We start from the raw sequence: 19,727 nt of genomic DNA on the forward strand, positions 1-19,727 counted from the left end.
ACCTTGTTTTCACCCTCAACAAAAACCACTTGCTTTTAGTATGCATTTGATAATGCTTAAATTTATTTTTGAACCCCAAAATAGTGCATTTTAAGTCCGCCGCCCATACCCCAAGGCTTTGGCGGCCATTTTTCAGGACAACTCACAGGGTTATCCACAGATTTTGTTGATAAGTCGAAATAACCTAGAAACCACGCGGGATTGGAGGCTGTCATGTGTCTTAACAACCGTCTCTCGGCATTTAGTAATTTAATTACATTTGATAAATGTTGCTACTTGTATCAATTTCACTAACTGTAATTAACACGCGCTGTTGTAGCGCGCCACGAAATTTGATAAACGAATTCACCTAAATTGAAAATTAGTGATTAATCAATTACTCGTTGGTTCACTTAGTCTGATAAATATGGGTTCACTCAATTTGATAAACTTCTCAATAAGCCCCCTAAATCGAGGGCTATTGAGTCTTTTCTACTTAGTTAATACGTTGGTATACCAGTTCCAAATGAGCAGTTCTTGCTGCTCTCCAGAGCGTTTTGAGCCTCCTACCGTGTAACGTATTCCAAGCGTCTTCATTTGTAGTCCAGCGAATGCCTCGCGCATCTCTGGTATGTCATTCACACTGATCACCATCTTGCCTTTGATTGTCTTCGCAAGCTCGGCCATCAAGGCATATTGCTCTAGTCCAAACTCTACACCATAGCCTGCCGTACTCCAGTAAGGCGGGTCTAAATAGAACAAGGTTTCTGGCTTATCGTATCGCCTTACGCACTCAGCCCAGTCCAAGCGCTCGATATAGGTTCTTGCCAAGCGTAGGTGAGCAACGCTGAGATCTTCCTCAATCCTTAGCAAGTTCAAACCAGCGGGTCGAGACGCTGAACATCCAAAGTTCTGACCTGAAACTTTCCCGCCAAACGCCAGCTTTTGCAGATAGTAAAATCGGCTCGCTCGTTGAATATCGGTTAAGGTCTCAGGGTTAGTATTCTTCTGCCATAGGAACTCTTCACGGCTAATTAAAGCCCATTTAAAGTGCCTTATAAACTCTTCTAAATGGTGTTTAATCACCCGATAAAGATTGACGAGATCGCCATTCATATCATTGACCACTTCCACCCTCGCCTCACCCTTGCTAAAGAACATTGCTGCACCGCCGCAGAAAGGTTCGACATAGGTATGGTGTTCAGGGAATATCGGTAAAATCTGCTTAACTAATCTACGCTTACCGCCCATCCAAGGGATAATCGGTTTTGGCATGTGAGCCTCCTTTTTTAGGATTTTTTATGCTAGGCTCGGTTCGCCGTGTCGACGCGGTGAGGGAGCCTTGGTTGGCTCACAGGGTCTAATCCTGTGTGTTGACGGTCTAGCAGTGTTAGTAGCATTGCTAGACCGCTCTCTTTTATCAAATCTCTAATTCAACATAAGTCAGATCGGCGGCTTGCCCTTGGATCTGACCATCGACGATATACACTTTCCCGCTGGCAACGGAGTCACCCAAAACAGTCTGATAACTGCCATCGACGTGCTGTACTGTCGTGGTGCCATTTGTCACGCTAATCACAGTGGCAACACTGCGCTGGGGCTTGGGGTTTAAGTTCGCTAAGCGTTGATAGATGTTGCTCATGCTGCCACCTCATTACGCAATAGCGTCACGGTCTGATTCACAGTAACCATCCCCGTTGACTCATTAACGCTGCCGCTTATGCTGAAGCTTTCACACACTGACTTAAACACCTCGGCACCTTTGCGAACTCCAATTAACATGCCTGGGCGTATGGGCGGTAAATCCGCCATTACCTTAGCGCGAATGCTGTTTTGCACCTTATTACCTGCGTTGGCTAATTCGGCCGTTGCGCGCATTCTTGCGGCTTGATTATCAGTGATTAACTTATCCACTATATCAGCAGTAAAGTTGTCACCAGCGGTCCCGAAACGTTTCACTTTCGCTGCCACGCCTTGCTGTTCACCACGCACAAACACCGCATTAGCATTGGGACGAATGTCGATACGCTCGTTAAATTCGAGGATCACTCCATCGTGCAAAATCACATCGGGAATTGCGCTTGCGGTATTCCAAGGCACGACTGGCCACTGAGGGATCACCGTTATAGTCTGAGTTTCATCGTTCACATCGAGCATGGCCCCAATGCTGTTGGCCATCATGTTAATCGCTTCGGCGGGTGTTTTAGCAGCATAGCTAAAGGCGTTTGCGGGTACAGGGTAATCGCTGATTTTACTGGCGACAGTCCACCCAGTATTGGCAACAATATCGGCCATTAAGCCAATAAAGCTGCGGGCTACTACGTTCACATAGTTGATGGCCTTTCTGTTCGGGCTGGCGAGTGTGGCTAAGCGACCTCGACCTGTCGCGCTATAACTGGTTTTGCCGAAGGCTTTAGATTCGCTGGGAGACTCGCAAAGCAAGTAAAAGTCATAGCCGTTAATACTTATTTTCAGTAATTCATTAGCGGCACGCTCGGCATCAATACGGGATGAAAACGCTAAGCTTCCGCTACTGGCCCATTGCGAACGTGACTGAGAAATGGATACTGATTTGAGCACCACAGAAACGCCGTCACTCACACGAACACAACTGATTTGAGGCTGCATGAGGTAACTCCTTCTGATTTGCGGTTCGATAGGGATCTTAAAATCAATGGTAGGTAACGGTGGATTTGTGCCTATCAGGCCGCCGCCATCGTCCCAGTAACAAACATTGGGTGAAGGGGTAAAGTTGAGCACAATCGGGCTGATAGCGTTCGTCCAAGGTTCACTAAAGCGCAGTGTAACTTTACCTACTGGCGGTAAGTATTTACTGGAACATACCCACCGCGCGGCGTGTGGAGCCCATACAACAAACTTGCTATCGCCTTGGCTTTGAATGTCGGTATAACTAAGCGCTATCTCAGTCGCTAGTTGCTCGCCGATATGCAATTTAACGGTAATTTGCTGGCTCTTGGCTGCAGCTTGTGACCAAGGTATATCAAGCATATATTGCTGCGATTCTGACACGTTCCAATGACTCGCAGCGCGATGACCATGAGACTCAGGTACCAACCAATTCATATCGAGTTGAAAAGGTACCAACGCATTTCGTCGCCACTCAACAGCGAACACTTCCCCAGCTAATGGCGGCGTATTCCATACGATTACGATTTGCTGTTTTAAGCTGATGCTACCCCATGCAAAAACGGCATTAGCGGCATGCGATTGACTGCGAGTACTGAGGGTAATTTGCTGCTCAATATGTTTGCCTGTCATCATTACAAGCCCACAAGCCATGCCAATACTTCCGGCCCTAATAGGAACATCTGGGATTAACACATTTTCAAAACGCAGACTCAACGGTGAGACAGCATTTAGCCATGGCTCATTAAATCTCACCTGCAATGTCAAAGTGGATTCAGTCATCACTTTAATAGCCTAAATTAACGCTATGGCTGTCAACCAATGGCAGTTTAAACCCATCAATAATTCTGGCATTAAACTGCTCATCAGCATCAAACATAATAAAAATTACCCCTGCTAATGAGTGGTCCTTACGAATAAGATGCTTGACTTGGTTATCTGCTGGAATATCGCGTTGCCATAGTAATCTTAAATTCACCCTTTCTAAGATGGCGAAACGCTCGGCAGCAGGGTCAATATCAACTTCAAGCAACCCCATAGGATAATTCGATTTTTCACGTAAACGTGGTGCAAACTTATCAGGCATACCATTCCCCTGTTCCTATCCAAAGATTTGAAGCACCCACATGACCAGTCGGTAAAAGATAAAAAAGGGTGCCATTCACATTACGGGTAATGGGTAAAAGTGCATCAGTAAACCCCGTAAATGAGGATTGAAATAATCCAGGTACTGTCCCTCTAACTGCGGGATGCAACATACTGTTGGTGCAATTATTCCCCGCTGAATCAAGGTACTGAGAAGCTGGCTGATTTGGCGCGTAGGTTTGTTGTTCTATTTGCACTGGAGCAAAAAACATATTCAACCCATCTATGGGCAAGGTTTTAATGGCCGTGGTGTTATATGTTGACCAAGCCATCTTTACTACCATTTGCTTAGGATTATGGCTGCCATCAGTTTCATGCATTTTAGCTACAGTAGCACTCTGCGATAGATAGGTAATACCGTCAGTCCAAGACGGCGATGTGGTCAGTGATGAATCTGCAACTGAGCCAGATACCATAGTGATAAAACGTGTCGCATCATTAGGTACCACACTGTCAATATCGCCGATAAAAAAACTAGGAAAGTGAGCAGTAGAAAGCTGAGTTCTATCGAAAGGTGAATCGCCATAAGTAAAAAAAATGAACGCTGCAGCAGTGGCAATCAATATCCACTTATAAGGATGCGGAGAACCACTTGCAAAACATCGCCATCCAGCACCATTGGTATTCGCCCAATCAGGATTAAGTGATGCTAAAAATGGGGCTGACTGAAAATAGAAAACTCCTGATAATACGTCCCCTGCAGACCTTGACCAAAACTTAACAAAACTGCCCGAACCCTGTAGGGTAGAATTACGAAAAACAATTTGATTGGAGGCCAAGTCCATAAATGGCACTGACCAGCCAGCCCCCTGCTTTGAACCATAACCATCCACTAAACACTTCTTGAGTACGTTAATCAATTCTGATGGCTTGATGCCCTTTGACAGTTGCGGTGCACCCGCATCATCCCAACGATAAACAGTAACTGGTAAGCCCATTGCAATTGCTCCTATGATTCGTTGCCAAAAAATGACAACACGGCGTTATCTTTAGTGATTTGGCTGTGGCCAACCTGCACATTTCGCAGCAGCATAATCGGATTTGAGGCCGCAAACGTGGCGAAACGAATCGCTTCGCCTTGCTGCCAACCGCCACCCCATGCACCTGAGCGAATAATGAAATAAGGGGCATTAGTCAGTGGGTTAATCGGTGCAAAATCATTGAGTGTGTCACCTGTGGCGATTTGGCCAAGACGGCGGCCAACACAACGAAATGCGCTGGCTGAGGTCATAATCAATACCCAATCTTCATTCACTGCAGTGGTGTTTTTGACTTCAAACGGATAGTCAACCGCATTCACGTTGCCCGTAGCAGGGTCGCCATCGAGGTCCCAATTGTTGGCCCATGCCGTCATATCCCGCACTCTGCCAACACGCGCCTGCAGGTCACCAAGGATTTGCACACTGGCTAATGTGGTACCTGCTGGATATTCACGGGACAAAGGCTTGGCCAACACAACGCTATTGCCTGAAAACGATGAAACTAGACCGAGTTCCATAATGGTATCGCTCAGCACAAACGGCGCAGCAAACCCAGTAAAATCACTGTTAATCGTGACCGTTCCTGCCACCTTGTTTACCGTAAAATGGTCATTATTAGTGGTCCATAGGCTTGCGCCATTGGCATCGGTAATATCAACAAACTGAGCATTTTCACGAATAGTAAACACAGTGCCGACAGAGCCTGTGACTTGCTGCACTTGAGTATGAGAAAGCGCGACAGTGCCCCATCGTCTGAACATATCGACAATGCCGTCATTGGGGATACGCAGTGGGTTTAGCCCGTAAATCTCGGCGGGGGGTAGCTGGCGCAATTGGTCGGTAATGTCATAGCGCAGCGTGGTTAAATCCACCGGATTGGTAAATAACAGTTCAACCAAACCATCAACAATGGTCCCTTCAATACCGCTACCGGATATGACTCCTTGGTTGTCAGATGAGGCGCTAATAATGGCATGATCGGATATCCGTTCAACCTGCACGTAAAAGCTCTCTAACAATGGATTAGCCACACTCAAGGCAAATTTAGCCGTAGTATCGCCTGCAGCCGCTGCAGTGGTTGATTCAACTAAACCTGAATAGGTCAATTCAAAATCACCACGGCTGACCGTTTGCTTGGTAACTACACCCGTAAAATAATCAATGGTCGCCAGTAACTCAGTGGTGTCATACAGCTTACCGATACCGCTATTCACATTTTCAAATACATCCTGAGGCACATAGTTACTATCGGCAAACACAGCGCGGCCTTTGATACTGCCGACCGTTAGCTGCTTATTGGCTGGGAATGCATTAGCACTTGAGTAAATGCTGTATTTATACGCAGAAACATAATAGAGCGAGACTGTGGGATTATAGGCAACGCGCACATCAGGCCGTAGCGTAACGGTCACGTTCCCCGTTCCGACAGTAATCGACTGAACTAATGAACTATTCCCACCGAAAACGCCAAAAGGATCGGTAGAAACTGCTGTGACAACATCAGTGTCTATCAATAAATCCGCTGTGGTGAAGGTATAGCTGTACGTCCCTTCTGCACTTGGCTGACTAATCACTTTGCGGATCACTTGGCTAACAGTGGCATCGCCGTTATCACTGCCACCCGTGATGGTGTTACCTGGCTTTGGCGCTAAGGTGGTAATCGCAGGCAGTAACGATAATTGAGTCGCGCCCACAGCTAAACTTACCCCGCTGGCGGCGGCAGTCAGCTTAGTTACCCCGTGGAATTTCAATGGTGATGCAGTGTAAGATAATCGCAAGCGAGTGCATTTACTCTGGCCATTGATTTGCAAACCTGGTTCTGGTGTCGCAAACGGTATCGGCGGCTCGAATACAACAGTGCCCACCGCGCCAGGCACTATGCTAGTACGAATGACTTTGCAAAGATGGGTTTTGCGGGGCCATGCCACGTTTTCAATGCCAGGATATTCCACGGTGATGCAGATCACTTGGCTAACCTGTAGATAAGTGGTTTTCCAATAGTCGCGGTCATTAAAGCGATAGGACGACTGCAGGTAATCTGAGGAAAACGAGTTTTGGTTCACAAGGAAGCCTGGACCACCTTCACGGATCAATTCCCCTGCTGTGACTGACGACTCAATTATCTCTTTCATATCTGTCATGCGAGACTCATCATCCAGCGCGGCAGACTCGATCATGAATACGTTAACTAATGGGTCTATCGGTGGCTCACTGATAAACACATGTGCATCAATCAAAGTGCTGGTGTCTGGCGTATCGAGCGCCGGAAACGCTTTTACAATGTCGATACTGGATTGGGCATGGTCGATATCGGATATCGCTGAAAATAGCTCATTAAGCTTGCCAGACTGCACCACTTGTTTAGTCCGTTGGCCGCCTGCCTCATTACTTGAACCCAGTAACTCGGGCTTAAATACTTTTAAATCTAAACGGGAAATAGTCATATTAAACGGCCTTTAAACAGTGATTAACTTCAAGGTTATAGCCTCGATTTCGTCGGGGTCGGTATCGCTGTAATTGATCGCTGGCGTGCCGCTAATGGGCTGTTCTCTGTAGTCCCACATCACAGTTAATGCAGTGCCATTGATAACCAGGTTAAAGCTGTTCGCGCCCTTTGAATTGGCGTGGGCCTCAAGGGCGTTAAACACAGATAAGGCTTCTGCATCGCTGAATAACACCACAGGGCGGCCCGCTTGTTTGGCGGCCACTTCAACATGCTGCGAGCCATCGAGCGCAAACTCAGTGCTACTCACAAAGGGCGTATAACCAAAGCGGTTAAGCCAAATAAAATGTGGTAATTGAAGCGTGTCCAAGGTGATCATGAGGTGGCCTTAATCTGTTCTAGTTCGCGCAAAAACAGCTGCTTAAACTCATCAAGCAAATCGGCTTTCACCACATTGCCCGATGGCATTGCCAGCTCTAACCGATAAATTTGTACACTGCCGCCAGTGTTCTGATTACTCACCGATGGCGAAGTGGTTTGGCTTGTAGTACTGCGAGTGGAATTCGTCGCGGTGCTTGCACTGCTTGATGCACGCTCGATCGCCTGTGCATTACGTTCTGCCGATTCAGCTTCGATTTGTTTTAGCTTAGTACTGTAGATTTGCTGACTCAGTTGCAGTGCTTCTTGGGCACTGGCGATAGACTCTTTATCCTGGGCTGTGCGGGCAGCATCGAGCTGCGCCTTAAGCTCAGCTTGTTGCTGTTCATAGCGGCGCTTCTCGATAGCGGCTTGGTTATTGTTAAGCTGATCCATCTCATCTTTGAGACTGTCCAAGGTCGCGTTGATATCGTCACGCAGGCCGAGAATACGATCGCGGGTAGCATCAATGGCCGCTTGCAGTGGCTTAAGTTCTTCGTCACCTAGCTCGCGTATATTCCACTTTGCCTCGCGGCTAATTTGATTGACACGATCGAGGCTAATGCTTGAGCTTTCGAGTTCTTCAGTCCATTTACGGGTCAGTAAGGTTTCATTAATGATCTGCTTTTCGCGGATAAAAGCTTGGTTACTGAGCTGCGCCAGCACACCCCAAAAGCCAGTATTCACCCGCATATTGTTCATGATGCTTTTAGTCAGCTCATCGACGCGGGCGTTAAGTTTTTCGGTGCTATCTTCGTTAAAATTGAACTGTTTGTTTAAGTGGGCATAGGCACCCGCAAATAGGTTTACATACTCAGTGGCGCGGCCAGTGGTTTCCTCTAATTGTTCAAGTTCTTCGCGTTGCTCAATTAAGGTTTTAGTGGTCTTTTTTACCTGTTCGTCAGTCTCTTGCTCACCATCTTCCAAACCGCCCATTAAGCGTTGCAATATTCTGAGCACTTCAACTAAGCGTTCTTTTTGTCGCAAGTATTCTTCCGCCGTGATGCCGCCGTCTTTATAGGCTTGTTCGAGCCTTAACATCTCGTCAGATACAGCGGCATACTTACTTTTTATCTGTTCATAATTAGCCGCTTCGAGTGCCTGAACCTCACTCAGTTGCTTAGTTTGGTCACTTAACTTGCCCTGTAAACTAATCAGATCTTGTTGGGCTTTTGCTTTGGCTTTACTCGATACCGTCGAGCTGTTCATCACATCGCGGCATTGCTTCAAACGGGCTTCAGTTTCTGCCACTGCGCGGCTTAGCTTGGCTTGCTCGGGTGAAAGTTCCTTCACGCTGTCTGTATAGCCGTATTGCTTTGCTGTCAGCTCGCTCAGTTCCTTGGTTAGCCCAAGGGTGGCGGCTTGCGCTTTCAAGGTTTCTGGTACCGCTGCGCCCGTCGCTTCGGCGGCCGTTAATGCCGCTTTCGCCCAGACTAAAAACGCATCCTTTTGTTGCTCAATCGGTTCACGGTTATTCTTAATCAGATTAAAGGCCGCTTCAGCTTTCGAATTCACCTGCTCTAAGGCATGGCTACTGGTTAGCCCTAAGTCCTTATAGGCTTGTTCCAAGGCCTCGGTGCCCTTAGCCGTGGCATCAAGATAGGTTTGCTGCTCTTCAAACTTGGCGCGCAGTATTGTAAGTAACTTAACGTGGCCTTCGTATTGATCACCCGCCGCCTTTAACGGCACTAAGGCGGCGTCAATTTGGCGAATGAAACCGCCCATACCACCTTTAACGCCATCAAGCGTTTTAGTCTGTTCGCTTAAGGTAAAGGTCAGGCGCAGCGCTTCTTCAACTGTTAATTTAATCGGTTCAACGACGTCAACGGCGGCCTGTTTGACTTCTTCCATAGCTTTAGCGGCGTTCTTCCACTTACCCGTGGCGTCGTCATAAATCAGTTTGCCTTCGTCTACCGCCTTGTTGAACTCGGCCATAGTGGTAAAGGCTACGCCCGTTTGCTCACTGAGATCCTTAAGTGAGTACTCCAACTGTTTCGCGCTAGACGCGGCAGCGCGTTTAGATTTTTCCAGTGCTTCTTCAGCGATCAATAACTCTTGGTATACCCGAGCGACCTCGATCAACTCGCTAATCAGCGCTAAGTACAAACCCGCTTTAGCCGCTGCTGCCAAGGCGGTTTTAAGTTTGCCTGCGGCTAAGGCCGCACCTTCACTCGCCGCAGTGGTGCCCATGATCGCGCCAGTGTAAAGACGCATCACGCCGATGGCGGCATTTGCTCCGGTGATCACATCACTAAAATAGCTACCGACTTTTAACGCTATAAATGCCTTAGCCACAAAACCAATTTCATCACGGAAGTGGTACAGCATAGCCGCGCCATCTTGCACCGCTGAGCCTATGCTCACGATCGTGTCGCTGACTTGCTGCGCCCATTCCTTTAAACGGCCATCAGCGGCCATGGCGGCAAACTCAAGATTCAACTCACTGATCTGGCCCTTGAGCCAATCAAGTGCACCGGACTGAGCCACGAGATCATAGAAGGATGAAAGGTTATCTTTAAGGTTTGATACTTGGCCACTGAGCAAAGCCATCTGCGCCGCTGCGCTGCCATTAGCGGCTCGGCCCATTTCATCAATCAAGCCTTGGATCACATCGCGGCCAAGCTTGCCTTGCTCACTGAGTTTTTGCAGTTCGGTGGTGTTCTTTCCCGTGACCTTAGCCAGCATGTCCCATACGGGCACGCCGCGCTCAATCAACTGCAGGATCTCCTCACCCTGTAGCTTTTGTTTTGCCCAGGCTTGGCCGAGTGCCAAGGTGATCCCCTCGACCTCTTGAAAACCGCCACCGAGTTTAAAGGCTTGATCCACAATCGCCTTCATGGTGCCGTTCATAGGATCAAGGCCAAAGGCTTTGGCCTTCACAAACGCTTGATTGACTTCGTTCAGTTGTAGCGGCACATCGATGGCGAATTGCTTTACCCAAGCGGTGGCTTGTTTGCCTGATTCAAAACCGCCCATCACGGCATTCATTTGCACGCCAAGACGTTCGAATTGATCGCCCGTGGCAAAGACATCTTTCAACGCTTGTGCCACGCGGTCAAAGCCCAAATAAGCACCCGCTAAGGCGGTCACTTGGCCGATCACGCCACGCAGGGAACTGGCATGATCACGGGCGCTGGCATTGCCCTTATCTAACTGATTGGCAAACTTATCGACATTGCGGCCAGTGCCGTCAAATTCGGCGCTTAACTTGCGCTGCGCTGTGGTCAGGTTGTTGTAGTCAATGCCCGATTTCGACAGGGCATTTTGCAGCTTAGTGTGGCTGGATGATTGCTGCGCTAACTCGCGCTGCATTTGCTCCAGCTCTTTTTCGGCCACATCAATAGAGCGTGCCAGCTGCACAAAAGGCGCATCCGTTTGGCTCGCACGTTGCTTTAAGTCCTGCAGTGCTAGGGCAGCAGCAGTGACAGCAAGCTCTTGTTGTTCAAGCTCATTGCGTGACCGCTTAAAGGTGTTGATCAGGTCTTGCTGGTTAGCCAGTTCATCGAGCTTATTGGCTAAGGTATTGGCTTTTTGGCTGGTCGATTGGCTGCTATCGCCTACGTCATCAAGCCCAGTTGCTAAAGGCTTGAGGTCATTAGTGAGCTGCTCTGTTTGGTTGCTGGTATTACGGCCGCTTTGGGCCACTTGGTCTAACTGGTCGCTTAACGGATCAAGGCTGTTTTTGAGTTCATCAACTTGGTTCGCACCCGCTTGGCTGGCATCACTCACGCCATCGAGTTCATCAGCGAGCGCCTGCGTCTTAGGATTCGCCGCATCCGACTCAGTGCCGATGCGTTTAAGCTCATCGACTAAAGCCGCAATGTGTTGCTTGCCCGTGGCTTCTGCCACGATCCGCAGGGCGAGTTCTAAGGTTTTATCAGCCATGGCTATCTCGTTAATGCTCTCGTTAGTATCTAAATAATCGGTGTTTAAACGGCGGTTAAATGGGGATTAAAGGGCATGGCAATTGAGTACGGCCATGCCCTTGGGTTAAGCAAAACCGCTTACGCATCCAGCTCTAGGTACTCGAACGGATGATCTTTACCCGCGACTAACTGGGCTTTACCCGCAAGGGTGGCGCTCACAAACTCACTGGCGGCAAAATCGATCGCAGCCGTAGGCGATAAGCTGGCGTCGAAAACATCGAGCTTAATCGGCTTGCCTGTTTCTAAGTTGGTACCTTCTCCGAAGATCCGCGCACGAGTTTGGGCGTTAATGCCACCGCGAATGAGGGTGCCGCTAATGGCGTTATGTTGGCCTGTCACAGTCACTGCGCCGCCCGCTTCAATTGCACCGCCTTTTACGGCACGCACTAGCCCTAGGGCATAGTTCACCTCATAGTCAGTGCCCAGCACTAAGGTGGTAGCGTCTTTCTTCACCACAAAACCGAGGGCGGCAAAGTTACTTTCAGGTAGCTGTATCCAACGTTGATTGGTTGGTAAGGTCACGGCTTCATCGGTTAAGTTGCCGCTGCCAGTGTTCAGCACTTGGGTATCACCCAGCAGTGCCATAGCAATCAGTTCGGCAGGTTGATCATCGAAGGACCATTCCACCTCAACAGGTTTTGCAATTTTCACCACGCTTAAGGCTTGGCCGTAGCTGTCTTTCTTTTTACTTGGACGTACCTTTTCGTCGGCGTCGGTTTTAATGGCGAGCTTAGTGGTGTTGATGGGACCAATGATCCCCGTTGATTGCCCTTGGGCATTTAGACGGTCAACAAAAAAGTTGCCTGCGACTAATAATCCACTCATGGTGAGTTCCTCTTAGGTTGTTAAGGTTTGAATCTCAAAATCACACTTAACGCCACGGGGTAATAACCGTGGCTTTTAGTGAAACGGGGTTTAACGGGACTGTTAACGCGCACAAAGGGGCCAAGCATCTGACCATCCACCGCAATGGACTTACCCACAATCGCGTTTAACAGGCTGACTAATAGCTCACCTGCTTGGCCTTCGTGAATAGATAAACGGCAAGCCAATACCACAAGCCAAGTCTGCTTAATTTGGCTGGTGTTGCCGCCTTGTGCGGTATCCGCCAGCGTATCGCCCATATACAGCACATGGGCGGCGGGCGTGATTTGGCTGCGCTCATCCACTTCGCTTAGCTCATTAGCTTGATAGACCTTTTTCAGCTTCTGGCTCATCACTAATGGCTCAAGTATTTGAGTCAGCGCATCACCTGCAGCAAGGTAGTTATCTTTAATCTCAAACATCAGATAAACCCCTTAGATGCACGGCGGCCAAACACGCTGCCTGCACTGTCGATGCTGACCACTAACTCACTTTGGCTAGCGACTTCTCCCGTATCAGCTAGCCCCAAACTGATATCGCCTTTGCTCACTGCAGTTAAAAACTTCACCACAGCGGTATAGCGTTTCTCGACTTGTTCAGGGGCTTTATCGCCATACAGGAAGTAACGGGCAATATCGCAGCAGTTACGCTCCAATACGGCGGGAACCGTGGTTAACGGCAAGGTGTAACGGCCCACGATATAGCCATCAATCTCGGCAGACGCATCGCGCAATGCTTGCTCAAGCAAGGCGAAATTGATTTCCCCTGGCACACTGTCTACACGTTCGGTAAGCAGCATTAAGTCCTGCGTACCAAAGCGACTCAGCATGTTGTCAGGGGTGGCGTACATGGCTCTTGTGATGGCTAAGTCGGCCATGGCTATTCACCTGCTTCGTTGGTGGTGCCAGATGGTTCAGTGCTTTCAGTTTCAGTGTTAGGCATTTCAGCGCTTGGATTAGCCGTTTCACTCGCACCTGGCACTGTGACTTTTACTGCCTGAATCGCACTAACTAAGTCAGTTTTATTCATCGAGTTAACACCCGTGATCGCCAAGTCTTTTGCCAGTTCTTTCAGCTCTTTTACTGACAGTTCACCCAAGGCTTTCTCTTCACCATTGGGCTCTTTCACACCAGTGAGCGTGCCTGTGGTATTGGAGCCTAATGTCTGATCACCGTCTGGAATGTCCACACTCCCCGACGCTGGTGCCATATCACGCACGGATACTTTAAGGCGCTGGTCAGCTTCAAACGCTGCAACTTGCTCATCCGACAACTCGGCCAGCGGTATAAGGTTTTCGCCTTTGGTAAGCGCCATGCCCGCACGGCGGTAGCCAGTGTGCGCAAGACAGATAACCAACAGGACTTGAATGTTCTTAGAAGGATTCGCCATTTCATTGTTACCTCACTCGATGTTGGGGTGCAGGCGCATCCTTGTGCCTGCGATTCGCTGCTCAAACTTAAGGGGTGAACACCTAGAGCTGTGGCACCACTAAGATTTCAAACTTGCCCTTAAGCTCGTTGTTCACTGTGGTACCGCCTTCATCAATCAGCTCACGCTCAAGTAGCTTGCGGGCAGCTTGTTCGAGTGATGCGGGCACCACCAACAAGTTCGGGCGAATTTTGAGTTTCTTACCGCCATCACGGGTGAAAGCCGTCATCTTCTCGTAGCTGTCCCACAGGTTGGTTGCGTTAAGGGCACGCTTGTTAGCAAAGGCCATCTGCCAGAAACCAAAGCCCGCTTCACAGCGCATATCGGTACCGAACTGGAACTCGTTATTGGTCCATACCGCTGGGTCGGTTGGATTAAACAGGGTGTTTAAATCCAGCTTGCGGCGCTCTTGGAAGATGAGTGGTTTTAATGGGCGCGTGGTATCGAGCAAGAACCATGGCTCACCCGTATAGGCACCATCTGCCACCATGTTGGCCACAGAAACATCGGCACCCGTGCCATCGTGCTTGGCATTCACAGGGTGGTCGGTGTCGAAGAAGTTTTGGCTGTCATAACAGGTAGTGGTAAAACCATCAGCTAACAGAGCAAACACCAGATCATCGGGGAACTCTTCGCCTTCCTGCGCCAATGCCTGCACCATAGGTTTGTAAGTGCCAATGGTGTCGTCTTCGACATCATCACGACTAATGCCAATGGTGGTTTCAAACGTCTTGTTGGTGATTGAGTAACCATGCTCTTTGATGGAGTTGATCACCCGCGCACCAATCCATTCACGCATGGTCGGCATTGAGCCTAACCAGCCGTAGGTATTTGACTTAGTATTGCTTGGCACAACTGAGGCAATTTTTAAATACAGTGGCTCAGTCTTAGCTAAAGCATTTTGAAACTCGCTACGCACCATAGTGCGCAGGGCTTGTAATACTGGGGCGTTAATAGCAGCCATTATTTTTGCTCCTGATCAGCGGCGATAGCTTTAGCAAAGTCAGCGTGCGACATGCCCCAAGAATCGGCCATTTTGATTTGGTCGGCAGTCAGTGCCGCGAGTTTGGTTTCCTTGTCCTTGATAGGATCGGGAACTGTGGTGGTTTGCTTGGCCGTTAATGCGGCAATAGCCACACGCTCACCCAAGTTTGCAGTCAAAGCCGCCATGGATTGCTGGCCTAACTTGGTTAGGTAATCACGTTCACACTCAAAGGCTTTGCCTTCGTCTATTGCCGCCTTCACAGTTTGCTCAACAGTAAGCACGCCATTTTCAGCGGTGAGTGCCACCAGCTGCGCGCGCAGTGCAGCGACCGTGGCCGCTGGAACGTACTGGCTTAGATCAACCGAGGGCGATGTAGCACTCAGCGCGGTAAGCTGTTGCTTTAAGCCATCAGCGCTATTTGCTGCCGTGGTTAGCGTATTAAGTGCAGATAGCGCCGCGACCTCTTGCTCAGCGGTTAAAGCGGTCACGTCATCAGGAATGTCAACGCCCAATGCGGCTAAGATTTTTCTCAGTAATGGGTTCACATGGAGTTCCTCCGTGTCGGTGGATTGGATAGGTTCGTGTGGATTGAGGCTTGTATTAAGAGCAGCCAGTGTGGCCAGCGATGCGAGTGGCAACATGCCATCGACACCAGGGCGATTAGTTAACGCGGCTGAGTGGATAAATTGCGGGCGGCCAGTGCTGGTGTCGTAACCGAACACTAGGCTGAAGTACTTGTATTCTTTAGCGGTAAGATAAGCGATGGCGTTATCGGTAAAGCGCGGCTTAATAAACAAGCCCTGCCCTTGTCGATATTGCACGTCATCGATGTTGAACCAACCCGCAGCGGGTGCAGGCTGGCCATTCTTCTCTTTGTTGAGGGTTTGGTGTTCGTAGTCAATAACCAGATCACCGGCTTTATGGGGGGTATTTGCTTGCAGGGCCGCGAACGCAACGCTATCCATCAACCACTTGCCACCAGCCACATCATCAGGGCGACCATCTACGGCAGCAAAGTGACCATCAGGCAGCGCCTGAATGTAACCATCTTCACCCACCACATAGCTGGCTTCTGTATTGACATTTAACTGGCTGCTTAAGGCGGCAAAGCCTAAAGCTGTGGTGGTTGCAGGCATAAAAAAGGCACTCTCAATAACATTGGAGTGCCTATGATGATCTCGCTTGACTCGCTAGCGGATTGGAAAGGTTTCGGGATATCTATTCCATCAATTTCATTTTTGTTTCTTTGCTAATCATAAATGATTGCCTAGCAAGGCGTGAGAATAATTCTGCTCCGTACACATCGATTAACTTTTTAAAGTAATCTGGTTCAACACTTCTCATATGAGAAATAATGCCATGTAAATATGGGATGTCATTTTTTTTAAGTTTCTTCTGATTATAAAGATGTAACATCCCTCGAATTCTCTTTCTCAAACTTTTTCCTATTGATATTTTTGAATCATGGGTTAAAGTTATTCCGGTAACACGTTGAGAACGGCCTCTGCCTATTATTTTAGATTTATCTTCATTAATCTTTAAAAAGGAATATCTCTTAGATAAAATTACAGCTTCAACGAATAACTTAGCTTCATTTAACTCTTCGAAACTATTAGCCGAAAAAGTTAAATCATCTGCGTATCTTGTATAATTTATCAATGAATCTTTCAGGGCTTCTTCAATTTCCAAATCAAAATCATACATCATGACATTTGAAATTAGAGGCGATGATGGTGCCCCAATAGATAATTCATAACTTCCTTTTACTTTCCTGAAAAGATACCGAATCAAAAAATCAATTTCCAAAGATTCAAGAGTAACTTTATTTCTTTCTAAAAACTCAATGAAATGTGCAGCTTTTATTGAAGGGAAAAAATTTTCAAAATCTAATTTCAAAATTAATTTTGCACCGACATGCACATTTGCATTTGATATAGGAGAGCGTTCTTTGACATACGCCATAGCAGAGTTTGAGTATTTAAATTGTGATAAAAAGCTTGTGCACAAGCCTTTTTGTACCATTTTAACAAAAGCTGTAGGCTGCGCGATGATGCGTGAACCACCACTACGTTTTTTTATGCTATAAACTTTGTATTTCTTTGGTGCCTGTTGCATCTGATTAATAAGTTCAATTATGCTCACATTTAACTCTTCGGCAAGATCACTTATTATTTCCATTTGCCACCTCTCGTTATTGTTTTTGAGCGCGATTTATCATATAAAGAATAGTACATCTGGAGGTGACTCCTTAGCCCTGGCACTGAGTCATAACCAGTCTCATCTTTTAAAGACGAATCATAAACAAACTTCAAGAAACCAACATTATTTACCGTTGGCACAAAGTAAGTATCTCCATTGACAACTCGTTCAACAAAATTAAACTTCTCCAAAGTAAATAGGCAACTTTTAACGGTAGATAGGCTTATATTATCCACTTCAAAATAATCCTTTAGATACTGTAGTATCTCGTGAACTTTTAAAGAACTAAAGTTATAAATCAAATCACCGATAATAAAACATAAGTGGCCTGTTCGACTAGTATCTAGAGATGGGCTGGTTAAACATATGTCTTTAGACTTCTCACTTATTACATCTATAATTTCACGGGCCTCATTTAAAATATCTTCGTTAGTACCCATTATCTGAGTTTTAATTTTATTGTAATTAAGACCACTCAAGTGATATCTAAAATCCCATTGATACCTCAACACTATTCTACTATTATCTTCTAAGTATTTAATTGGGCCAAGATTAATGTATGAATTGGCATCTACTATAATCTCATTAACTACTAAAATTAGCTTTTCAGAGAGTGGAGGTAACACGCTAAAACTACCAAGTTCAGCAAAGGCACCCGGGGCCTCTAATATCAAGACTATAACACCTGCCATGTCAGCAATTGCCAATTCAAAATCAATTAGATTTTTAACAACTCCGTGTTCTAACCAATCTTTAGTGTTTTCAGCTAATACTATTTTTTTTGAAAAGGAAGGAATTGATACGGATGCGTCATAGATTGCCTTTCTCATAGATTGATAAGTTTCAACATCATCGTCATTGTGTTTTCGTTCTGTACATCCACCACATAGAAACACAAAGTTGGGAAGGTTTTTTAATCTAATGTTGCTGTAATCAATGCAGTAAAGGAATTGCTCACGTAAATCTTTGATAGTATCCATTTTATCACTACTATTGAAAAACCCAGCAATTTGCTGGGTTTTTGACAAATACACTTTACCTTAAAAGGGCACGGACGCCGCGATAAATCGCGAAGCGATTTTCGTGGTGGCCGTGCTCAGAAAAAACAACAATCTAATAGTTCCAGCGATTCACCGGATGAAGCAAGTCACGCTTCTAGCGCGTAAAGTTCCCCGATTTAAGCAGTATGTAGAGATTGTGTCAATATAAAATAAACAGTCTCATAAACATAAAATCAAAAATAAACTAGTTACGAGTTTACTTTTGTATGAAAGAACCATTTTAAATACCTTTAAATCCTTCTGAAATCGTTTAAGTGGTTTTGCCATAGGTCGTTGTACCAAATTGAGACCCAAGCCGCTTAAAATGCGTTTTAGCGCTTTGCGTTAAAAGCGCCTTCCACTTAGAATATCCGTCTCACTTTCACCTCCAAGGACGGCCTATGACCACCAATCCCCCACCAATAGACGACTCAATCAAAGCTGATGAAAAACCTACCGACAAGCCTATTTCTTTTACATGGCTGTTCGTTGTGCTTGGATTGATTGCAGCACTACTTCTCGGGCTTTACTTTTATCACTTTTGGTACATTCTAGGTTTGAGACTTGGAAGTCAAAGTGACTTCGGTACATTTGGTGACTTCCTAGGCGGTGTACTTAACCCAATTTTAGGTTTTTCAACTGTCGTGTTACTGATCCAGTCACTGAAGACGCAAAGGGAAGAACTAGCTGATACCCGCAAAGTACTAGAACAAACCAAAGAAGAAGCAAAATTGAGTCGTCAAGCTATGGAAGCGCAAGTAGAGCATTCTCAGAAAGAAGCTCAATTAAATGAATTCAGACAGGTTTTAGCTATACAGATTGGATTTATTGATAAATGTTTAAATACCATAGTACATAAAAAGAAAGTGACACATAACGGTGATGCAACCTATTTCAATGTATCGATTTTAGATATTCTCAACTTTGACACAGATATAAAAGATGAAGAATATACATTTTATCAAAATCAGATTAAATCAAAATATCCTAATCCATTATCAAAAAATATCAAAGAATTAGAACAACATATCTTTCAATACGCTACTCTTACATTAGAATATAACGAAGTATCAAACTATAGTTTTAATACTTATCCTTACCTTACTAAAGCGATAACTTTAATATCAAATTTAACCACATTTTCAAAGTCAAAAAATCTAGACGAACCTATGGCTATGCTTAATTCTGCTATAGAGCAAAATATTGGAACAGACAACGACTAGATTAGACATTCCCTCAAGATCCCTAACATGGACTGCTCATCCTCACGGCTTACGCCTAGGTATGGCCGTGCTGGAATACTCGCTGGGCCTGCGGGCATATCGTCGGTGCCACCAAACTGGTGAATAGCGGCGTAGATTTTATTGCTACCAATCGCCGCCCAAAAGTCGCCGCTGTCTGCGGTAATGCTGGCAGCTAGTCCGCCAGCACTGGCCTGCAGTATCTTACCGCCCTGGCGTTTGGGGCTGGCGCGAAGATAGGCATCACTTAATAATGCCCAAGCTTGACCTGTTACAGGATCGGCCTCGGCTTCAAAGGCTGATTCGGTGGCTGACTCTAGCACGGCGGCAATATCGTTCATGGGTTCGCTTAAGTCATCAAGCTTATCCAGCAAGCTATCAAGCACCAGCAATACTGTGCCATTGGTAAACTGAATATCCACTTTATTCATAA

19 protein-coding genes are annotated in these 19,727 nt (G+C 46.7%); 1 reads left to right on the top strand and 18 read right to left on the bottom strand.

The features are described 5' to 3' along the window. Nucleotides 1–62 precede the first annotated feature (62 nt). The 17 genes from KO537_RS00355 to KO537_RS00435 all read right to left on the bottom strand — a co-directional run bounded on the left by KO537_RS00355 (nucleotide 63) and on the right by KO537_RS00435 (nucleotide 18,041). Entirely contained in the window at nucleotides 63–215 is a 153-nt protein-coding gene (locus KO537_RS00355) for a hypothetical protein (protein ID WP_158497640.1), read from the bottom strand. Between the two features lie 256 nt (nucleotides 216–471). Then, on the bottom strand, nucleotides 472–1,254 hold the full coding sequence (locus KO537_RS00360; RefSeq protein WP_219233572.1) for a DNA adenine methylase: 783 nt from the start codon (nucleotides 1,252–1,254) through the stop codon (nucleotides 472–474). A gap of 145 nt (nucleotides 1,255–1,399) precedes the next feature. After that, entirely contained in the window at nucleotides 1,400–1,621 is a 222-nt protein-coding gene (locus KO537_RS00365) for a hypothetical protein (protein ID WP_006087201.1), read from the bottom strand. Further along, nucleotides 1,618–3,261 (bottom strand): hypothetical protein, encoded by a 1,644-nt coding sequence (locus KO537_RS00370; RefSeq protein ID WP_251070983.1) that lies wholly within the window; start codon nucleotides 3,259–3,261, stop codon nucleotides 1,618–1,620. The genes KO537_RS00365 and KO537_RS00370 overlap by 4 nt, the downstream gene beginning before the upstream one ends. Nucleotides 3,262–3,412: 151 nt before the next feature. After that, nucleotides 3,413–3,712 carry a hypothetical protein gene (locus KO537_RS00375; protein WP_006087203.1) on the bottom strand — a complete coding sequence of 100 codons (300 nt, stop codon included), beginning with the start codon at nucleotides 3,710–3,712 and terminating at the stop codon, nucleotides 3,413–3,415. Continuing rightward, nucleotides 3,705–4,709 carry a hypothetical protein gene (locus tag KO537_RS00380; protein ID WP_006087204.1) on the bottom strand — a complete coding sequence of 335 codons (1,005 nt, stop codon included), beginning with the start codon at nucleotides 4,707–4,709 and terminating at the stop codon, nucleotides 3,705–3,707. Before KO537_RS00380 ends, KO537_RS00375 begins: the two co-directional genes overlap by 8 nt. A gap of 11 nt (nucleotides 4,710–4,720) precedes the next feature. Then, entirely contained in the window at nucleotides 4,721–7,195 is a 2,475-nt protein-coding gene (locus KO537_RS00385) for a hypothetical protein (protein WP_219233574.1), read from the bottom strand. Between the two features lie 12 nt (nucleotides 7,196–7,207). Beyond that, on the bottom strand, nucleotides 7,208–7,573 hold the full coding sequence (locus KO537_RS00390) for a hypothetical protein (RefSeq protein ID WP_219233575.1): 366 nt from the start codon (nucleotides 7,571–7,573) through the stop codon (nucleotides 7,208–7,210). Next, on the bottom strand, nucleotides 7,570–11,496 hold the full coding sequence (locus KO537_RS00395; protein ID WP_219233576.1) for a tape measure protein: 3,927 nt from the start codon (nucleotides 11,494–11,496) through the stop codon (nucleotides 7,570–7,572). Before KO537_RS00395 ends, KO537_RS00390 begins: the two co-directional genes overlap by 4 nt. A gap of 119 nt (nucleotides 11,497–11,615) precedes the next feature. After that, nucleotides 11,616–12,362 (bottom strand): hypothetical protein, encoded by a 747-nt coding sequence (locus KO537_RS00400; RefSeq protein ID WP_219233577.1) that lies wholly within the window; start codon nucleotides 12,360–12,362, stop codon nucleotides 11,616–11,618. Nucleotides 12,363–12,382: 20 nt separating this feature from the next. Continuing rightward, nucleotides 12,383–12,823: a hypothetical protein gene (locus KO537_RS00405; protein ID WP_219233578.1), complete on the bottom strand. Its 441-nt coding sequence runs from the start codon at nucleotides 12,821–12,823 to the stop codon at nucleotides 12,383–12,385. Next, nucleotides 12,823–13,278 carry a DUF1320 domain-containing protein gene (locus KO537_RS00410; RefSeq protein ID WP_219233579.1) on the bottom strand — a complete coding sequence of 152 codons (456 nt, stop codon included), beginning with the start codon at nucleotides 13,276–13,278 and terminating at the stop codon, nucleotides 12,823–12,825. Before KO537_RS00410 ends, KO537_RS00405 begins: the two co-directional genes overlap by 1 nt. A gap of 2 nt (nucleotides 13,279–13,280) precedes the next feature. Next, on the bottom strand, nucleotides 13,281–13,790 hold the full coding sequence (locus KO537_RS00415; protein ID WP_219233580.1) for an HI1506-related protein: 510 nt from the start codon (nucleotides 13,788–13,790) through the stop codon (nucleotides 13,281–13,283). Nucleotides 13,791–13,872: 82 nt separating this feature from the next. Then, complete coding sequence (locus tag KO537_RS00420) at nucleotides 13,873–14,793, bottom strand: Mu-like prophage major head subunit gpT family protein (RefSeq protein ID WP_219233581.1); 921 nt, start codon at nucleotides 14,791–14,793, stop codon at nucleotides 13,873–13,875. After that, the gene (locus KO537_RS00425) at nucleotides 14,793–15,950 is read right to left on the bottom strand and encodes a phage protease (RefSeq protein WP_219233582.1); all 1,158 of its coding nucleotides are present in this window, start codon (nucleotides 15,948–15,950) and stop codon (nucleotides 14,793–14,795) included. The genes KO537_RS00420 and KO537_RS00425 overlap by 1 nt, the downstream gene beginning before the upstream one ends. A gap of 82 nt (nucleotides 15,951–16,032) precedes the next feature. Beyond that, entirely contained in the window at nucleotides 16,033–16,992 is a 960-nt protein-coding gene (locus KO537_RS00430) for a retron St85 family RNA-directed DNA polymerase (protein ID WP_219233583.1), read from the bottom strand. Beyond that, nucleotides 16,983–18,041 (bottom strand): retron St85 family effector protein, encoded by a 1,059-nt coding sequence (locus tag KO537_RS00435; protein ID WP_219233584.1) that lies wholly within the window; start codon nucleotides 18,039–18,041, stop codon nucleotides 16,983–16,985. Before KO537_RS00435 ends, KO537_RS00430 begins: the two co-directional genes overlap by 10 nt. Before the next feature lie 413 nt (nucleotides 18,042–18,454). Between KO537_RS00435 and KO537_RS00440 the strand changes: the two genes are divergently transcribed. After that, nucleotides 18,455–19,276, top strand: coding sequence for a hypothetical protein (locus KO537_RS00440; protein WP_219233585.1), 822 nt, complete (start codon nucleotides 18,455–18,457; stop codon nucleotides 19,274–19,276). On the opposite strand, the gene KO537_RS00445 is transcribed toward KO537_RS00440, so the two are convergent. Beyond that, nucleotides 19,273–19,725 carry a phage virion morphogenesis protein gene (locus tag KO537_RS00445; protein WP_219233586.1) on the bottom strand — a complete coding sequence of 151 codons (453 nt, stop codon included), beginning with the start codon at nucleotides 19,723–19,725 and terminating at the stop codon, nucleotides 19,273–19,275. The two genes, KO537_RS00440 and KO537_RS00445, sit on opposite strands and share 4 nt — an antisense overlap. Nucleotides 19,726–19,727: the final 2 nt, after the last annotated feature.

The sequence above is a fragment of the Shewanella sp. NKUCC01_JLK genome, from assembly GCF_019345615.1.
In the GTDB taxonomy this organism is placed as follows: Bacteria; Pseudomonadota; Gammaproteobacteria; order Enterobacterales; family Shewanellaceae; genus Shewanella; species Shewanella oncorhynchi.